Below are 15,848 nucleotides of genomic sequence, written 5' to 3'. Positions count from 1 at the left end.
TAGGAAAAGATTATGATATTGTTTTTATGGCAATACTTAGAATAGGAAGAGAGAAGAGTGGGGAAACCCACTCTTTCTTATTCCTCCTTAAAGTAAGGATTAGTGAAAAGGAAAAACTGGATAGCAATAAAGGAGGAGCCTATGAGCAAGAAGGTTACAGATATTACAGAAGAATTAGTTTTACCTATAGTAGACGAACTTAATTTAGAATTAGTCGACATAGAATTCAAAAAGGAAGGAAAGAACTGGTTTTTACGAGTTTTTATAGATTCAGAAAACGGTGTTGATATAGAAGACTGTGGTACAGTAAGTGAACGACTTAGTGAGCGTCTAGATGCATTAGATCCCATCCAACAGGCTTATTTCCTAGAGGTATCATCTCCTGGGGCTGAAAGACCACTTAAGAAAGAAAAGGATGTCTATAAAGCAGTAGGAAAGAATGTACATATAACTACATATGAACCGATAGATGGAGAAAAAGCTTTTGAAGGTAAGTTGTTAGATTTTGATGGTTCTGAATTGAAAATTGAAATGAAAATAAAAACTCGTACGAAGGAAATTACGCTTCCTTATTCAAAAGTAGCAAGCGCTAGGTTAGCGATTATTTTTTAAATTAAATTCGTAATATATGAATGAATCAACCGCTAGGAAATGGTAGTATTTTGAGGTTTTTATATTGAAAGGGGGAAAGATTTCCATGAACAGTGATTTTATGGAAGCACTATCTACTTTAGAAAAAGAAAAAGGTATAAGTAAAGAAGTTATTTTAGAAGCGATCGAAGCTGCTTTAATTTCTGGGTATAAGCGAAATTTTAATCAGGCACAAAATGTTCGTGTTGATATTAATCGCGAATCTGGTGATATACGAGTTTTTGCTAGAAAAACAGTAGTTGAAGAAGTTTTTGACACAAGATTAGAAATATCAGAAGAAGCAGCTAAAGAGCTAAACGCTAATTTTGAAGTTGATGATGTTGTTGAAATCGAAGTCACACCGAAAAACTTCGGGCGAATTGCTGCACAAACGGCAAAGCAAGTCGTGACTCAACGTGTGCGTGAAGCAGAACGTGGCATTATCTATTCTGACTTTATCGACCGTGAAGAAGATATTATGACAGGTATTGTACAACGACAAGATAGTCGTTTTATCTATGTGGATTTAGGTAAAGTGGAAGCGATTTTACCCGTCAATGAACAAATGCCCAACGAAAATTATCGCCACAATGACAGAATTAAAGCCTTTATAACAAAAGTTGAAAAAACAACAAAAGGTCCACAAATTATGATTTCACGGACACACCCTGGACTATTAAAGCGATTATTTGAACTAGAAGTACCTGAAATTTATGATGGTACAGTTGAAATTAAATCTGTTGCTCGTGAAGCAGGTGATCGTTCGAAAATTGCTGTACATGCAGACAACCCTGAAGTTGATCCTGTTGGAGCATGTGTAGGGCCAAAAGGGCAAAGAGTTCAAACGATTGTAAATGAGCTTAAAGGTGAAAAAATTGACATTGTTCGCTGGTCTGAAGATCCTGTTGAGTACGTTGCAAATGCATTAAGCCCTTCTAAAGTTGTTCAGGTACAAGTGAACGAAGAAGAGAAAATGACTCGAGTTATTGTACCAGATTATCAGTTATCACTAGCAATCGGTAAACGTGGACAAAATGCTCGTTTAGCTGCTAAATTAACAGGCTGGAAAATTGATATTAAAAGTGAATCTGAGGCAGAAGAACTTGGTTTATTAGATCCAGAAGAAGAGATGTTAGAACTTAATGTAGAAGACACGGCAACTGAAGGAAATGAAACAGTTGATGAGGAAGAAATTGAAATAGATAAATAAGGGAGATGGAGCCAATGAAGCAACGTAAAGTTCCACTTCGTAAGTGTGTCGTTACTAATGAAATGAAACCTAAGAAAGAACTTATTCGAGTTGTTCGCTCTCCAGAAGGTGAAGTTTCTATTGATAAGACGGGGAAAAAGAATGGACGTGGTGCATACATCTCTAACGGGAAAGAATTCTTTGAGCAAGCAAAGAAAAAGGATATTCTTTCTAGGCACCTTAACGTAAAAGTTAGTGAAGAAATTTATGATCAATTAATTGAACAGGTTGGGAAATAATGAACGAGAATAAGTGGTTGTCTCTTTTAGGTCTAGCAGCGAGAGCAAGAAAAATCGTTTCAGGTGAAGAGTTGGTTATAAAAGAAATTCGAAAAAGACAAGTTCAGCTTGTTATTGTTTCTACCGATGCATCAGAAGGAACAACTAAGAAAGTAAATGATAAGTGTAATTTTTATAATACGCCTATTCGAGTTACTGGAACGAGAGATGTACTTGGTCAAGCTATTGGGAAGAGAGAGAGAGTCGTATTAGGTGTTATCGACCAAGGTTTTGCGAACAAGTTGATCTCACTTATCGATCAATAAAGGTGGAGGTAAACATATGAGGAAGATGCGAATATATGAATATGCTAAAGAAAAAAATGTTACAAGTAAGGAAGTTATTGAACAGTTAAAGACATTAGGGTTTTCTGTCGCTAACCATATGTCAGTCATTGATGAAGAAGCGATGGTAAAGCTTGTTAAGGAAAATGCCGGTGATGCTACAGTAGAGACAAAAGCCCAAGTGGCAACAAAGAAAAAAGAAGACCGTCCAACAAAAATGAAAAAAAACCATAATGACCGTGATGATAAAGGAAATAATCCGCAAAGAAACAATAACAATAATAAAAAAGGAAACAATAAAAAACAAAAAGGTAAAAATACTCACCAACAGCATAATCAAGCTCAACAAAGACCTGTTAAACAAGCACTTCCTGAAAAAGTTACATACTCAGGCACATTGACAGTCGGTGAACTTGCAAAGAAACTTCATAAAGAACCGTCTGAAATTATTAAGAAGTTATTATTCTTAGGAGTAATGGCAACGATCAATCAAGAGTTAGATAAAGATTCGATCGAATTAATTGCAGGTGATTACGGCGTTGAAGTTGAAGAAGAAATTATTATCGATGAAACGAATTTTGAAGAGTTTGTTGAAGAAGAAAACGAAGCTGAACTTCAAGAACGTCCTCCGGTTGTAACGATTATGGGACATGTTGATCACGGTAAAACGACACTCCTTGACTCTATTCGACATACTAAAGTAACTGCTGGTGAGGCTGGTGGAATAACACAGCATATTGGAGCTTATCAAGTAGAGGTAAATGGCAAACGTATTACGTTCTTAGATACACCAGGTCATGCTGCGTTTACAACAATGCGTGCTCGTGGTGCTCAAGTTACGGATATAACTATTCTTGTTGTTGCAGCTGATGATGGTGTTATGCCGCAAACAAAAGAAGCGATTAGCCATGCTAAAGCGGCTGGTGTACCAATTATTGTTGCCGTTAATAAAATGGATAAGGAAGCAGCAAACCCTGATCGTGTCATGCAGGAGCTTACTGAATTTGAATTAGTCCCTGAAGCATGGGGCGGAGATACAATATTTGTACCTGTTTCTGCCTTACAAGGTGATGGAATTGATGAATTACTTGAGATGATTTTACTCGTTGCTGAAGTAGAAGAATATAAAGCAAATCCAAACAGTTTAGCAAGAGGTACAGTCATCGAAGCCCAATTAGATAAAGGACGTGGACCTGTAGCAACGCTATTAGTTCAATCAGGTACATTAAAGGTTGGAGATCCGATCGTAGTCGGAAACACATTTGGCCGTGTTCGTGCGATGACAAATGATTTAGGTCGTCGTGTAAAAGCTGTAGGACCAGCTGCACCAGTTGAAATTACGGGCTTAAATGATGTCCCTCAAGCTGGTGACCAATTTAAAGTATTTGCTGACGAAAAAACAGCACGTCAAATTGGGGAAACACGTATGATTCGCCAACGTGATGAGGAGCGTAATGAAACATCTAAAGTGAGCCTTGATGATTTGTTTAATCAAATCCAGCAAGGGGATATTAAAGAAATCAACGTTATTATTAAAGGGGACGTTCAAGGGTCTGTTGAAGCATTAAAAGGTTCATTAGAAAAAATTGAAGTTGCTGGTGTGAAGGTAAATATTATTCATACAGGAGTTGGAGCAATTACGGAATCTGATATTATTTTAGCTGCAGCTTCTAATGCAATTGTGATTGGATTTAATGTACGACCGGATGCCAATACAAAACGTGTAGCTGAATCAGAAAACGTTGATATTCGACTACATCGAATCATTTACAATGTTATTGAAGAAATAGAAAGTGCGATGAAAGGAATGCTTGATCCTGAATATGAAGAAAAAGTTATCGGTCAAGTAGAAGTTCGTCAAACATTCAAAGTATCAAAAATTGGCATGATTGCTGGTTCGTATGTAACGGATGGAAAAATTACTCGTGATTCTACTGTACGCTTAATTCGCGATGGTATTGTCATTTATGAAGGTGCCATTAATGCTCTTAAACGATTTAAAGATGATGTGAAGGAAGTTTCTGCTGGGTACGAATGTGGTATCACACTTGAAAACTTCAATGATGTTAAAGAAGGAGACATTATTGAAGCGTACATTATGGAGGAAATTAAACCTAAATGATTATAGGTGCAATTTACTGTGAGCTATTAATTTATGATGCCCAGTCATTAAAAGAGAAACGTTCAGTATTAAAAAGTTTAATTACAAGGTTAAAGCAACGATTTAATGTATCTGTTGCTGAAATTGGTCATCAAAATGTTTGGCAACGATCAGAAATTGCAGTAGTTACTGTATCCTCGGATCGAAAAGTAGCAGAGCAGGAACTGGAACGAGTTTTATCATTTATTGATCGTATGACTGAATTAGAACGAACAGTTACAAACTATGAATGGCTATAATCGCTATTAGTGAGGTGACTTTAATGAGTAATGTTAGAGCAAACCGTGTAGGGGAGCAAATGAAAAAAGAGTTAAGTGACATTATCATGCGTGAAATTAAAGATCCGAGAGTACGATTTGTTACAGTGACAGGTGTAGATGTAACAGGGGATCTTCAACAAGCGAAGGTATATATTACGGTACTTGGCGACGAAAAAGAAAAAGAAGACACGATACAAGGTCTTTCTAAAGCGACTGGCTTCATTCGTACAGAAATTGGCAAACGAATACGTCTTCGAAAAACACCAGAAATAGAGTTTGAATTTGATCAGTCCATTGAGTACGGAAACAGGATTGAAACACTCTTGACCGAAATAAACAAACAAAAGAATGATTAACAAGAAAGAGGCTGACTCATAAGTGTCTTAACACCTTACCATCTTTTGATAGAATTTCCTCTGTTTTAGGAGTCTTTCTATTAAAGGTAAGTGTTTGACTCTTTACCATTTGAGTCTGCCTCTTTATTTTAGAGTTAATACAGTAATAGGTTGCACTTAGATAAATGAGGTGACTAACTTGGAATATAACGGAATACTCCCATTATTAAAGCCAAAAGGTATGACATCACATGACTGTGTTTTTCGGTTACGTAAATTATTAAAAACGAAAAAAATTGGTCATACAGGAACACTTGATCCTGATGTAACGGGCGTTCTACCAATTTGTATTGGTAGAGCGACAAAAGTTGCTGAGTATATGACTGAATATCCTAAAGAATACATTGGTGAAGTGACACTCGGATGGTCAACGACGACTGAAGATCGTAGTGGTGATCCGGTAGAACACAAAGATGTGGAAACCGTACCAACTGTCGACCAAATAAACGAAGTATTAAAAATATTTACGGGTGAAATTGATCAAATACCACCAATGTATTCTGCAGTTAAAGTAAAAGGTAAGAAGTTATATGAATATGCAAGAGAAGGAAAAGAAGTGGAGCGACCTGTTAGACGAATAAAAATATATGCTTTAAAATTAGAGAGTGATAAAATTAAATTTCAAGATCATAAAGTGTCGTTTTCATTTCGAGTCAAATGTAGTAAGGGTACTTACGTTCGAACCCTTGCTGTTGATATTGGAAAGAAATTAGGATATCCAGCGCATATGTCATATTTGGAGCGCATTGCATCAGGACCATTTCAACTCTCTGAGTGTTATACATTCGAACAAATTGAAAGTCTAGTAAATAATAATGAATTACAAGGCTCCTTATTATCTATAGAAAAGGCAATTGAACATTTCCCTTCCGTAGTTGTTGATCCATATACAGAGGCAAAAATTAAAAACGGATCTGTATTACCAGTATTTAAATTAATAGCCGAAAAACGGTTTTCTGTATATAATGAAGACGGTGAGTGTTTAGCAATCTATCAGCAACACCCAACAAAGGAAGGCTTAATAAAGCCAGAGAAAATGTTAATATAAAAATTGACATACTCATCGTATAAAAAGAAGGTGAAAGACGTTGGACGTGATCTATTTAACCCATCCACAGCAGGTTAAAAATGATAAATCTACAGTGATGGCACTTGGTTATTTCGATGGTGTACATATTGGTCATCAAAAGGTAATTCAAACGGCAAAGACCTTAGCAGAGAAAAGGGGCTTACTAACTTCTGTCATGACTTTTAACCCTCATCCAAAAGAAGTATTAAGAAAGCCAGCTGAACCGATGAGGTATATTACACCGTTAGATAAAAAGATTGAAATCATCTCGAATTTAGGTGCTGATCAGTTATTTGTTGTCCATTTTGACCAGGCATTTTCAAAATTAACCCCTCAACAGTTTGTTGATCACTACTTAATTGATTTGAAGGTTAAGCATGTTGTTGCCGGTTTTGATTATAGTTACGGTCATTTAGGAAAAGGAACAATGGAAACATTACCATTTCACTCTCGAGGTGTATTTGAACAGACAACCGTCAATAAAGTTGAGTTGGATGAGCTAAAGGTTAGTTCAACTTTAATAAGAAGCAAAATTGTTAGTGGTGAAGTCGATCAAATTTTTAAACTTTTAGGAAGAAATTTTGAAGTAGAAGGAAAGGTCGTTCATGGGGATAAACGGGGACGAACGATTGGATTTCCAACGGCTAATATTAAATTAGTAGATCGATATATGATACCTAAGCTAGGAGTTTACGCTGTTACGTTAAAGGTAAAAGGAAAAACATTTGAAGGTGTTTGTAATATCGGGTATCGCCCCACTTTTAAAGATGGTGAAGAACTTCCGTCCATTGAAGTCTATTTATTTGATTTTAATGATGAAATATATAGGGAATCCGTTTCGCTTAGTTTCCTTCAATATTTGAGAAGTGAGAAAAAGTTTGGATCGATTGATGAACTAGTTCAACAAATTCATGCTGATAAAATAGCTGCAGAAAAGTTTTTTGAGGAAAAAAAGACGAAATAACTTGCATCCGACATAAAAAAAAGGTATTCTATTATTTGTATTAAAGTACAATAGTATTTTTTACATTTCTTAAGAAACCATTGCTTGGCAAAGCGATTCACCGACGTTCTGCTAGGTAACTGGTGATTAATTTAAAGGAGGTGGATAGGATGGCACTTACTCAAGAACGTAAAAACCAAATCATCAGTGAGTTCAAAACTCATGAAAGTGACACTGGTTCTCCAGAAGTTCAAATCGCTATCCTTACAGAGCAAATCAACACATTAAATGAGCACTTACGTACTCATAAAAAGGATCACCATTCTCGTCGTGGTCTTTTGAAAATGGTTGGACAACGTCGTAATCTTTTAACGTACCTACGTAATAAAGATGTTATACGTTACCGTAACCTTGTTGATAAGCTAGGATTACGTCGCTAATTACAAGTTAACACTTAATAAAAAGCGGGAGCATTCCCGCTTTTTTATTAGGAAAAATTAGTGGGTATTTTATCCATTTAGATGCACTTTTGCTTTATTCTTTTATTTTACGTATAAATAGGTAATAATAAAGACATATTGAATCATTTTGTTAAACGAGAGGAGTACAAACCTGTATGGAACAAGAAAACCAAGTTTTTTCTTTTGAATGGGCAGGGCGCGAATTGACAGTTGAAACAGGTCAATTAGCTAAACAAGCAAATGGTGCTGTCATGGTCCGATACGGTGACACTGCTGTACTGTCAACTGTAACTGCTTCAAAAGAACCAAAAGATTTACCTTTTTTCCCTCTTACAGTAAATTACGAAGAACGTCTTTATGCAGTGGGTAAAATTCCAGGTGGTTTTATTAAGCGAGAGGGACGTCCAAGTGAGAAAGCTATCCTTGCTAGTCGTTTAATTGACCGACCGATTCGTCCTCTTTTTGCTGAAGGCTTCCGCAACGAAGTTCAAGTTATTAGTATTGTCATGAGTGTCGATCAAGATTGCTCGTCAGAAATGGCAGCGATGATTGGTTCAAGTCTAGCTCTTAGTATCTCAGATATTCCATTTGATGGTCCAATTGCTGGGGTGACTGTCGGCAGAATTAACAATGAATTTGTCATTAATCCAACAACCGAACAATTAGAAAATAGTGATATTAATTTAGTTGTAGCAGGGACAAAAGAAGCGATTAATATGGTAGAAGCAGGTGCAGATGAAGTTCCTGAGGAAGTTATGTTAGAAGCGATTATGTATGGTCACGAAGAAATTAAACGTCTGATTGAGTTTCAAGAAAACGTTGTTGCAAAAGTGGGCAAGGAAAAGATGGAAATCGTTTTACGAGAGCTGAACCCAGATTTAGAGCAACGAGTCCGTAGTATAGCTGAGGCAGATATAAAGAAAGCTGTACAAGTCGTAGAGAAACACGCACGCCAAGATGCTATCGATACTGTTATGAGTGAAACAGTAGAAAAGTTCGAAGCAGAAGGTAATGAAGAAATTAGTCTTTCAGAAGTGAAAGAAATTTTACATAAGATTGTAAAAGAAGAAGTAAGACGTTTAATTACTAAAGAAAAAGTACGTCCAGATGGAAGAGCAATTGATGAAATTCGTTCTCTTTCTTCACAAGTTAAATTATTACCAAGAACTCACGGATCTGGTTTATTTACACGAGGTCAAACGCAAGCCCTTAGCATTTGTACTTTAGGTGCGTTAGGTGATGTTCAAATTCTTGATGGGTTAGGAATAGAAGAGTCTAAGCGTTTCATGCATCATTATAACTTCCCACAGTTTAGTGTTGGTGAAACTGGACCTATTCGAGGCCCAGGACGACGTGAAATTGGTCATGGTGCTCTAGGTGAGCGTGCATTAGAACCTGTTATACCGAGTGAAAATGAATTTCCTTATACTATTCGACTTGTTTCTGAAGTTCTTGAATCAAATGGTTCAACATCACAAGCTTCGATTTGTGCTAGTACGTTAGCGATGATGGATGCGGGTGTTCCTATTAAAGCTCCTGTAGCCGGAATAGCTATGGGCCTAGTTAAATCGGGTGATGATGTAACCGTCTTAACAGACATTCAAGGTATGGAAGATGCATTAGGTGATATGGACTTTAAAGTTGCTGGTACGAAAGATGGAGTAACGGCACTACAAATGGATATTAAAATTAGTGGAATTGACCGAAATATTCTTAAAGAAGCATTAGATCAAGCTAAACGAGGCCGTATGGTCATTTTAGATAGTATGTTAGCTGCAATTGGCGAAGCTCGTTCTGAGCTATCTGAATACGCTCCTAAGATTTTAACGATGAAAATTAATCCTGATAAAATCCGTGATGTCATTGGACCAAGTGGTAAGATGATTAATAAAATTATTGAAGATACTGGTGTTAAGATTGACATTGAGCAGGATGGTAAAGTGTACATTTCATCTGTAAATCACGAAATGAACTTAAAAGCTAAAGGAATTATCGAAGACATTGTTCGTGAAGTAGAAGTTGGTCAAACTTATTTAGGTAAAGTTAAACGAATTGAGAAGTTTGGTGCATTTGTTGAATTATTCAAAGGAAAAGATGGCCTAGTTCACATTTCGCAATTAGCTGAAGAGCGCGTAAATAAGGTAGAAGATATCGTAAAAATTGGTGATGAAATCTTAGTAAAAGTAACTGAAATTGATCCTCAAGGCCGTGTAAATTTATCACGTAAAGCTTTATTAAAGGAGCAAAAACAAGAAAGTTAATAAAAAGAGGCTGGACAATTACCAGTCTCTTTTTAGCACTACATAATCGACTGTACGTTACTTATTAGCAGTGCATGTTCTACCCTGTCCCAATAATGCATACGATTTAGTACAAGGGGGTAGAACGATGAAAAGTAAGTATGGGATTCATCTAATTATTTTTTTATTTATTGTTATAATTGCTTATGGGTCAATTCAAAACCCATTTACAGTAAATTACATAGACCAATTAAAGCAAGAGTCTATTATGGTATCTAAAATGCAAGATCCATTATATGAACAAATTGCTAAAGAAGCCCAAAAATATGAAAAGCCACCCATTGACGCAGTCGTTGATCGAGTGTGGAAAGCAGTTCCCGGATACAATGGCTTACAAGTAGATATTGAAGCCTCTTATGAAAAAATGATCAAGCAAGGACGATTTGAAAAGCAAAAACTGGTTTTTCGTGAAGTGAAGCCCAATGTTCATTTAGATGATTTGCCTCCTACGCCCATTTATAAAGGTAACCCAGAAAAGCCAATGGTGAGCCTTTTAGTAAATGTTGCCTGGGGAAATGAATATTTACCAGATATGCTAAAAATAATGAATAAGTATGATGTGAAATCGACTTTTTTTCTAGATGGTTCTTGGGTGAAAAATAATCCTAAATTGGCTAAAATGATATTTGAAGAAGGTCATGAAATAGGGAACCATGCCTATTCACACCCTGATATGAAGCAGCTTTCAGCTTCACGAATTAACGAGGAATTAAGTAAGACAAATGAAGTCATTTATGCAACATTAGAAGTTACACCAAAGTGGTTTGCTCCTCCAAGTGGTAGCTTTCGGCAAGAAGTAGTTGATATTGCTGCAAGTTTGAATATGAAAACTATTATGTGGAGTGTTGATACAGTCGATTGGAAACGCCCAAATCCATACTCCATGGTCCAAAGAGTATTAAATAATGTTCATCCAGGTGCCATGATTTTAATGCATCCGACGTCATCGACGGCAACTGGACTTGAACAAATGATAGTCGGTATTAAAAATAAAGGGTATCAAATTGGTAACGTTTCACACTTAATGGATGAGTCAAGGATAAGTTTTGGTGTAACCCTAGACTAAGTTAGGGGGATGTAGATTGATACAAAAAATTGAACTACCAAATGGATTGCGTATACTTGTTGAACAAATACCTCATGTTCGCTCAGTCTCTATTGGAATTTGGATTGGTACTGGTTCCAGGTTTGAACGAAAACGTGAGAATGGTGTATCTCATTTTTTAGAGCATATGTTTTTTAAAGGAACGACAACACGATCTGCTGCAGATATTGCAGAATCATTTGATTGTATTGGTGGCCAAGTCAACGCATTTACATCTAAAGAATATACGTGCTATTATTCTAAAGTTCTAGATGAACATGCGGATTATGCCGTTGAAGTATTAGCGGATATGTTTTTTAACTCGATTTTTGCACAGGATGAACTTGAAAAAGAAAAAAATGTCGTTTTTGAAGAAATTAAAATGGTTGATGATACTCCGGATGATATTGTTCATGATTTACTTTCAAAAGCGAGTTACGGTGAACATCCTCTTGGGTTACCGATTTTAGGTACAGTGGACACTTTAACTTCATTTGATGCTGATTTACTTCGGGACTATATGAAAAGATACTATACAGCTGAAAATGTAGTCGTTTCGATTGCGGGTAATGTAAATGAAAAGTTAATCGAAAAGATTAAAGAAACGTTTTCGACCGTGCATAAAAGTAATGGGGAAGGCGAAGTTGAAAAACCTGCCTTTTTAGCGAAACAAATTGCTAGGAAAAAAGAAACGGAACAAGCACATATTTGTATTGGTTATCAAGGCTTGCAAATCGGCCACCATGATATTTATAGTCTCGTTTTACTTAATAATATTTTAGGTGGGAGTATGAGTAGCAGACTCTTTCAAGAAATCCGTGAAAAACGAGGATTAGCATATTCTGTATTTTCCTATCACACTGCTTATCAAGATGATGGAGTTTTAACAGTATATTCTGGAACCGCACCGCATCAACTTGATGAATTATATGAATCCGTCATAGATACAGTGCAACAATTAAGTAACGAAGGAATAAAAGAAAAAGAAATTAATAATGGGAAAGAACAGCTTAAAGGCAACTTAATGCTTAGCCTTGAAAGTACAAATAGTCGAATGAGTCGTAACGGAAAAAATGAATTATTATTAAAGCGACATCGTTCTTTAGATGAAATAATTGATGAGATTAATAACGTTTCGATTGATTCAGTAAATGACTTAGCTAAGACGATTTTCACAAGCACTCCTGCGATTTCTCTAATAAGTCCAACGGGTGAATTACCAAAAGGATTACAGTGATATTGTACCGGGTTATATAAACCCGGTATTTTTTTGTCCAATTTTTCATATGAAATATTAAGGGTAAAAAAGAAGCCTGACAACAGGAGGGGACTTACGTGAGGTTGAGTGAGATTAGTGGAAAAGAAATCATTGACTATCAAAAAGGGGAACGTTTAGGAATACTAGGGCAAACCGATCTTGTCATCGATGAGAATACAGGACAAATTCAAGCATTTATAATTCCAACGATGAAGTGGTTTGGGTTTGGAAAAAAAGACAAAGAAGTTAGAGTGTATTGGAACCAAATTAAAAAGATTGGCACTGATATGATTATTATTGATATGGGTGAATTTTAAAATTGTAAAAAAGAGGCTGACATATTTAAAGATGTCAGTCTCTTTTTTTTATAGAATTAAAAAATATAAACTTCGAGGATGTCTAGCCCAAGCGCCCAGCGACTAGCGAGACTTCCCTCACCTTCGTACGATAAGTCAACATCGGATCACTAGCGCTTCTCCGTGTTTCCTTTATCTCCTACGGCCGAGGCTAGTCCGTACGTCGTAAACGGGCGCTTGCGCTTTTCTTATAACGATATAGCATAGCGACAACCTTAATTATTCGGTAAACATTCACCCATTTTACATTAAATACATATGCTAGTTGTGAAATAGCAAAGGTTATAAATCCCCTAAGTATAATGAATTCAATCGTATTAAACAAAGAGTAAGAGGAAGCATGTCCGAGAGTTAAATTTTAAGGGAAAGGGGAGGAAAAAGAAATGCTTACTGGTATGCATATTGTCATCATGGGCGGAGACGCTAGGCAATTGGAAATCATTCGCAAGCTTTCTACTCTTGATGCGAAAATTTCAATGGTTGGTTTTGAACAACTTGATGATGGATTTGTTGGTGCAACAAAAAAGCAAATCGATGAAGTAGAATTTCAAACCGTTGACGCTATCTTATTACCTGTTAGCGGAACTGGTCCACAAGGTGAAGTGGAAACGATCTTCTCCAATGAAGCTATAAAAATTACAAAAGAAGTTCTAAAAAGAACACCCGAGCATTGTGTTGTTTATACTGGAATTACAAATGAATATTTAAATCAAACTGTTAAAGCTGCTAATCGGAAGCTAGTAAAGTTACTAGAGCGAGATGATATTGCTATCTATAATTCAATACCTACAGTTGAAGGTACGATTATGATGGCAATCCAACATACAGACATTACGATTCATAGTTCTAAAGTAGTTGTTATTGGCTTTGGACGCGTCGGTATGTCAGTAGCTAGAACATTTGCTGCTTTAGGGGCAGAAGTCAAAGTGGGGGCAAGAAATTCTAGTCACTTAGCTCGAATTACAGAAATGGGTCTAAAGCCGTTTCATACATCGAAATTAATCGATCATGTGTCAGATGTTGACATTTGCATTAATACAATTCCTGCATTGGTTGTATCTGCGAATGTTATTGCTCAAATGCCTACCAATTCACTGATTATTGATCTTGCTTCTAAACCAGGTGGAACTGATTTCCGCTATGCTGAGAAAAGGGGTATCAAAGCATTACTTGCTCCAGGTCTACCCGGCATTGTCGCTCCAAAGACAGCAGGTCAAATATTAGCTAACGTACTTGCTACGTTACTAAAAGAACAAGAGGAATAATAAAAGGAGGACATGGTCATGTCTTTGAAAGGAAAGCATATTGGCTTTGGATTAACCGGTTCTCATTGTACGTATGATGAAGTGTTACCACAAATGAAGAGATTAGTCGAATTAGGTGCAAAAGTAACTCCTTTCGTAACCCATACAGTAGCAACAACAGATACGAAATTTGGAAATAGCGAGGACTGGATACGTAAAATCAAAGAAATAACTCAAGAAGAAATTGTAGATACGATGCCAAAAGCTGAACCATTTGGACCTAAGACACCACTTGATTGTATGGTCATTGCTCCATTGACGGGTAACTCAACGAGTAAATTTGCAAATGCAATGACTGATTCACCAGTACTAATGGGTGCAAAAGCTACGCTTCGAAATGGAAAGCCAGTCGTTTTAGCGATCTCAACAAATGATGCTCTCGGTTTAAATGGTATTAATATTATGCGATTAATGGCAACAAAAAATATTTATTTTGTTCCATTTGGTCAAGATAATCCAACGGTAAAACCAAACTCTCTTGTAGCGAGAATGGAAGCATTACCTGAAACAATTGAGTCTGCGATTGCTGGTAAACAATATCAACCAGTTTTAGTTGAAAAATTCAGAGACTAGTCCTATAGGGTTGTTGCTAAAAAAGTTGATTTCCCTTAAAGTTTAATAGAAGTGCTTGAATGACTACTGTCATTTAAGCTTGGGTATGTTAAAATAGATTTCATCAATATGAACTCTAAAAAGAATTGATGAGAAATTAAACATTACTATTAAACTACGGATCTTGAAGGGAGATAGGAAACATGGCAGTTGAAAAAGGATATCATATAGCAGTTGTAGGAGCTACTGGAGCGGTAGGACAGCAAATGTTAAAAACATTAGAGGAAAGAGATTTTCCAATTCAAACGGTTAAACTACTTTCTTCTAAGCGTTCTGCAGGAAAAAAGATTATTTTTAAAGGTGAAGAAATAACAGTTGAAGAAGCAACACCAGAAAGCTTTGAAGGCGTTCAACTTGCATTATTTAGCGCTGGTGGTTCAGTATCCAAAGAATTAGCTCCAGAAGCAGCGAAGCGAGGAGCGATTGTAGTTGATAATACTAGTGCATTCCGTATGGATGAAAATGTTCCTTTAGTTGTTCCTGAAGTAAATGAAGAGGATTTACGACTTCATAACGGAATTATTGCAAATCCAAATTGTTCAACGATTCAAATGGTTGTTGCTCTTGAACCATTACGTGAAAAGTATGGAATTAAAAAAGTTGTCGTTTCAACATATCAAGCTGTTTCAGGTGCAGGTCTTCATGCAATAAATGAAATGAAAGATCAAACTAAAGCGGTACTCGAAGGAAAAGAAGTAAATCCAGAAATCCTACCTGTAGGTGGAGATAAAAAGCATTACCAGATCGCATTCAATGCCATTCCTCAAATTGATAAATTCCAAGAAAATGGCTATACGTTTGAAGAAATGAAAATGATCAATGAAACGAAAAAAATTATGCACTTACCTGAACTAGAGGTTGCTGCAACTTGCGTTCGTTTGCCAGTAGAAACAGGTCACTCCGAATCGGTTTATATTGAGACAGAAAAAGGTGGAGCAACAGCTGAGGAAATTAAGCAACTATTAGCTTCTTCACCAGGTATAACATTACAAGATGACCCAGCAAATCAAGTGTATCCTATGGCAATTGACTCAGTTGGAAAGACCGATGTGTTTGTTGGAAGAATTAGAAAAGATTTAGATCGAGAAAATGGCTTCCATATGTGGATTGTATCAGATAACCTTCTTAAGGGAGCGGCATGGAACTCAGTACAAATCGCAGAGAGTTTAGTGAAGTTACAATTATTGAAATAAGAGTAGGTGTC

17 protein-coding genes are annotated in these 15,848 nt (G+C 36.4%); all 17 read left to right on the top strand.

Translation table 11 applies throughout. The features are described from left to right. The first annotated feature begins 141 nt into the window (after positions 1–141). The 17 genes from rimP (at position 142) to asd (ending at position 15,837) form a co-directional block, all read left to right on the top strand. Positions 142–612 carry a ribosome maturation factor RimP gene (gene rimP / locus J0N78_RS07175; protein ID WP_209122350.1) on the top strand — a complete coding sequence of 157 codons (471 nt, stop codon included), beginning with the start codon at positions 142–144 and terminating at the stop codon, positions 610–612. Positions 613–697: 85 nt separating this feature from the next. Then, positions 698–1,840 carry a transcription termination factor NusA gene (nusA, locus tag J0N78_RS07170; protein WP_209122349.1) on the top strand — a complete coding sequence of 381 codons (1,143 nt, stop codon included), beginning with the start codon at positions 698–700 and terminating at the stop codon, positions 1,838–1,840. A 14-nt stretch (positions 1,841–1,854) separates the two neighbouring features. Beyond that, complete coding sequence (gene rnpM / locus J0N78_RS07165; protein WP_209122348.1) at positions 1,855–2,118, top strand: RNase P modulator RnpM; 264 nt, start codon at positions 1,855–1,857, stop codon at positions 2,116–2,118. Then, positions 2,118–2,423: a YlxQ family RNA-binding protein gene (locus tag J0N78_RS07160; protein ID WP_209122347.1), complete on the top strand. Its 306-nt coding sequence runs from the start codon at positions 2,118–2,120 to the stop codon at positions 2,421–2,423. Before rnpM ends, J0N78_RS07160 begins: the two co-directional genes overlap by 1 nt. A 16-nt stretch (positions 2,424–2,439) precedes the next feature. Then, positions 2,440–4,563, top strand: coding sequence for a translation initiation factor IF-2 (gene infB, locus J0N78_RS07155; protein WP_209122346.1), 2,124 nt, complete (start codon positions 2,440–2,442; stop codon positions 4,561–4,563). Further along, positions 4,560–4,841 (top strand): DUF503 domain-containing protein, encoded by a 282-nt coding sequence (locus tag J0N78_RS07150; protein ID WP_209122345.1) that lies wholly within the window; start codon positions 4,560–4,562, stop codon positions 4,839–4,841. Before infB ends, J0N78_RS07150 begins: the two co-directional genes overlap by 4 nt. 23 nt (positions 4,842–4,864) lie before the next feature. Next, positions 4,865–5,218: a 30S ribosome-binding factor RbfA gene (gene rbfA, locus J0N78_RS07145; RefSeq protein WP_209122344.1), complete on the top strand. Its 354-nt coding sequence runs from the start codon at positions 4,865–4,867 to the stop codon at positions 5,216–5,218. A gap of 178 nt (positions 5,219–5,396) precedes the next feature. After that, positions 5,397–6,305: a tRNA pseudouridine(55) synthase TruB gene (gene truB, locus J0N78_RS07140; RefSeq protein WP_209122343.1), complete on the top strand. Its 909-nt coding sequence runs from the start codon at positions 5,397–5,399 to the stop codon at positions 6,303–6,305. A gap of 40 nt (positions 6,306–6,345) precedes the next feature. Further along, positions 6,346–7,290, top strand: coding sequence for a bifunctional riboflavin kinase/FAD synthetase (ribF, locus tag J0N78_RS07135; protein ID WP_209122342.1), 945 nt, complete (start codon positions 6,346–6,348; stop codon positions 7,288–7,290). 149 nt (positions 7,291–7,439) lie between these two features. Then, complete coding sequence (rpsO, locus tag J0N78_RS07130) at positions 7,440–7,709, top strand: 30S ribosomal protein S15 (RefSeq protein ID WP_209122341.1); 270 nt, start codon at positions 7,440–7,442, stop codon at positions 7,707–7,709. A gap of 176 nt (positions 7,710–7,885) precedes the next feature. Beyond that, the gene (pnp, locus tag J0N78_RS07125; protein ID WP_209122340.1) at positions 7,886–9,991 is read left to right on the top strand and encodes a polyribonucleotide nucleotidyltransferase; all 2,106 of its coding nucleotides are present in this window, start codon (positions 7,886–7,888) and stop codon (positions 9,989–9,991) included. Between the two features lie 127 nt (positions 9,992–10,118). After that, positions 10,119–11,096 carry a polysaccharide deacetylase family protein gene (locus J0N78_RS07120; RefSeq protein ID WP_209122339.1) on the top strand — a complete coding sequence of 326 codons (978 nt, stop codon included), beginning with the start codon at positions 10,119–10,121 and terminating at the stop codon, positions 11,094–11,096. A gap of 16 nt (positions 11,097–11,112) precedes the next feature. Continuing rightward, complete coding sequence (locus J0N78_RS07115; RefSeq protein ID WP_209122338.1) at positions 11,113–12,351, top strand: M16 family metallopeptidase; 1,239 nt, start codon at positions 11,113–11,115, stop codon at positions 12,349–12,351. Positions 12,352–12,449: 98 nt separating this feature from the next. Next, positions 12,450–12,689, top strand: a complete 240-nt coding sequence (locus J0N78_RS07110) for a YlmC/YmxH family sporulation protein (protein ID WP_209122337.1) — start codon at positions 12,450–12,452, stop codon at positions 12,687–12,689. A gap of 422 nt (positions 12,690–13,111) precedes the next feature. Next, entirely contained in the window at positions 13,112–13,993 is an 882-nt protein-coding gene (gene dpaA / locus J0N78_RS07105; protein ID WP_209122336.1) for a dipicolinic acid synthetase subunit A, read from the top strand. 18 nt (positions 13,994–14,011) lie between these two features. Continuing rightward, positions 14,012–14,605 (top strand): dipicolinate synthase subunit B, encoded by a 594-nt coding sequence (locus tag J0N78_RS07100; RefSeq protein ID WP_209122335.1) that lies wholly within the window; start codon positions 14,012–14,014, stop codon positions 14,603–14,605. A gap of 182 nt (positions 14,606–14,787) precedes the next feature. Next, the gene (asd, locus tag J0N78_RS07095; protein ID WP_209122334.1) at positions 14,788–15,837 is read left to right on the top strand and encodes an aspartate-semialdehyde dehydrogenase; all 1,050 of its coding nucleotides are present in this window, start codon (positions 14,788–14,790) and stop codon (positions 15,835–15,837) included. Positions 15,838–15,848: the final 11 nt, after the last annotated feature.

It is taken from the genome of Alkalihalobacillus sp. BA299, from assembly GCF_017745675.1.
Taxonomy (GTDB): domain Bacteria; phylum Bacillota; class Bacilli; order Bacillales; family Bacillaceae_F; genus Alkalihalobacterium.
The sequence above is the reverse complement of the archived record's forward strand: the minus strand, read 5'-3'. Positions and strand labels throughout refer to the sequence as shown.

What these genes read in the sequence shown, in the direction of transcription:
- rimP (WP_209122350.1), top strand. Translation starts at nt 142, where the DNA reads ATGAGCAAGAAGGTTACAGATATTACAGAAGAATTAGTTTTACCTATA.
- nusA (WP_209122349.1), top strand. Translation starts at nt 698, where the DNA reads ATGAACAGTGATTTTATGGAAGCACTATCTACTTTAGAAAAAGAAAAA.
- rnpM (WP_209122348.1), top strand. Translation starts at nt 1,855, where the DNA reads ATGAAGCAACGTAAAGTTCCACTTCGTAAGTGTGTCGTTACTAATGAA.
- J0N78_RS07160 (WP_209122347.1), top strand. Translation starts at nt 2,118, where the DNA reads ATGAACGAGAATAAGTGGTTGTCTCTTTTAGGTCTAGCAGCGAGAGCA.
- infB (WP_209122346.1), top strand. Translation starts at nt 2,440, where the DNA reads ATGAGGAAGATGCGAATATATGAATATGCTAAAGAAAAAAATGTTACA.
- J0N78_RS07150 (WP_209122345.1), top strand. Translation starts at nt 4,560, where the DNA reads ATGATTATAGGTGCAATTTACTGTGAGCTATTAATTTATGATGCCCAG.
- rbfA (WP_209122344.1), top strand. Translation starts at nt 4,865, where the DNA reads ATGAGTAATGTTAGAGCAAACCGTGTAGGGGAGCAAATGAAAAAAGAG.
- rpsO (WP_209122341.1), top strand. Translation starts at nt 7,440, where the DNA reads ATGGCACTTACTCAAGAACGTAAAAACCAAATCATCAGTGAGTTCAAA.
- pnp (WP_209122340.1), top strand. Translation starts at nt 7,886, where the DNA reads ATGGAACAAGAAAACCAAGTTTTTTCTTTTGAATGGGCAGGGCGCGAA.
- J0N78_RS07120 (WP_209122339.1), top strand. Translation starts at nt 10,119, where the DNA reads ATGAAAAGTAAGTATGGGATTCATCTAATTATTTTTTTATTTATTGTT.
- dpaA (WP_209122336.1), top strand. Translation starts at nt 13,112, where the DNA reads ATGCTTACTGGTATGCATATTGTCATCATGGGCGGAGACGCTAGGCAA.
- J0N78_RS07100 (WP_209122335.1), top strand. Translation starts at nt 14,012, where the DNA reads ATGTCTTTGAAAGGAAAGCATATTGGCTTTGGATTAACCGGTTCTCAT.
- asd (WP_209122334.1), top strand. Translation starts at nt 14,788, where the DNA reads ATGGCAGTTGAAAAAGGATATCATATAGCAGTTGTAGGAGCTACTGGA.